Here is a 933-nt window from a genome sequence, read left to right as displayed (position 1 = left end):
CCCTCCAACAACCTCAGCGAGCCCCCCGCCTTCCCCGAACAGGCCGACCTCACCGTCACCGACGAGGACCGCGAACTCGACACCCTCGTCCCCGACAGCGCCAACCAGCCCTACGACATGCACACGGTGCTCGAACACGTCCTGGACGACGCCGAGTTCTTCGAGACCCAGGCCCTGTTCGCACCCAACATCCTCACCGGCTTCGGCCGCATCGAGGGCCACCCGGTCGGCATCGTCGCCAACCAGCCCCTGCAGTTCGCCGGCTGCCTGGACATCAACGCCTCCGAAAAAGCAGCGCGCTTCGTGCGCACCTGCGACGCCTTCAACGTCCCCGTCCTGACCTTCGTCGACGTCCCCGGCTTCCTCCCCGGCGTCGGCCAGGAACACGAGGGCATCATCCGCCGCGGCGCCAAACTCATCTACGCCTACGCCGAAGCCACCGTCCCCCTCATCACCGTCATCACCCGCAAGGCCTTCGGCGGCGCCTACGACGTCATGGGCTCCAAACACCTCGGCGCCGACCTCAACCTCGCCTGGCCCACCGCCCAGATCGCCGTCATGGGCGCCCAGGGCGCCGTCAACATCCTGCACCGCCGCACCATCGCCGCCACCCCCGAACCCGAACGCGAAGACGTCCGCGCCCGCCTCATCCAGGAGTACGAGGACACCCTCCTCAACCCCTACACCGCAGCCGAACGCGGCTACGTCGACGCCGTCATCACCCCCTCCGACACCCGCCGCCACCTCGTCCGCGGCCTGCGCCAACTCCGCACCAAACGCGAGTCCCTTCCCCCCAAGAAGCACGGCAACATCCCCCTCTAACCCCCCGGAGCCCAACCATGACCATCAAGGTCGTACGGGGCAACCCCACCCCGGAGGAACTGGCCGCCGCCCTGGCGGTGGTCCACGCCCGCGCCGCGGCGGCAGCCACCG

General features: G+C 69.3%; 2 protein-coding genes. Both read left to right on the top strand.

Annotation, left to right across the window (positions count from 1 at the left end; genetic code table 11):
- On the top strand, positions 1 to 822 hold an 822-nt coding region (locus HW837_RS47965; RefSeq protein ID WP_272875595.1), incomplete at its 5' end, for an acyl-CoA carboxylase subunit beta.
- A gap of 17 nt (positions 823 to 839) precedes the next feature.
- On the top strand, positions 840 to 933 hold a 94-nt coding region (locus tag HW837_RS47960; RefSeq protein ID WP_193382255.1), incomplete at its 3' end, for an acyl-CoA carboxylase subunit epsilon.

Source organism: Streptomyces caniscabiei (assembly GCF_014930365.1).
GTDB lineage: Bacteria > Actinomycetota > Actinomycetes > Streptomycetales > Streptomycetaceae > Streptomyces > Streptomyces caniscabiei.
Note: the sequence above shows the minus strand (reverse complement) of the source record. Positions and strands in the feature narration are given on the sequence as shown.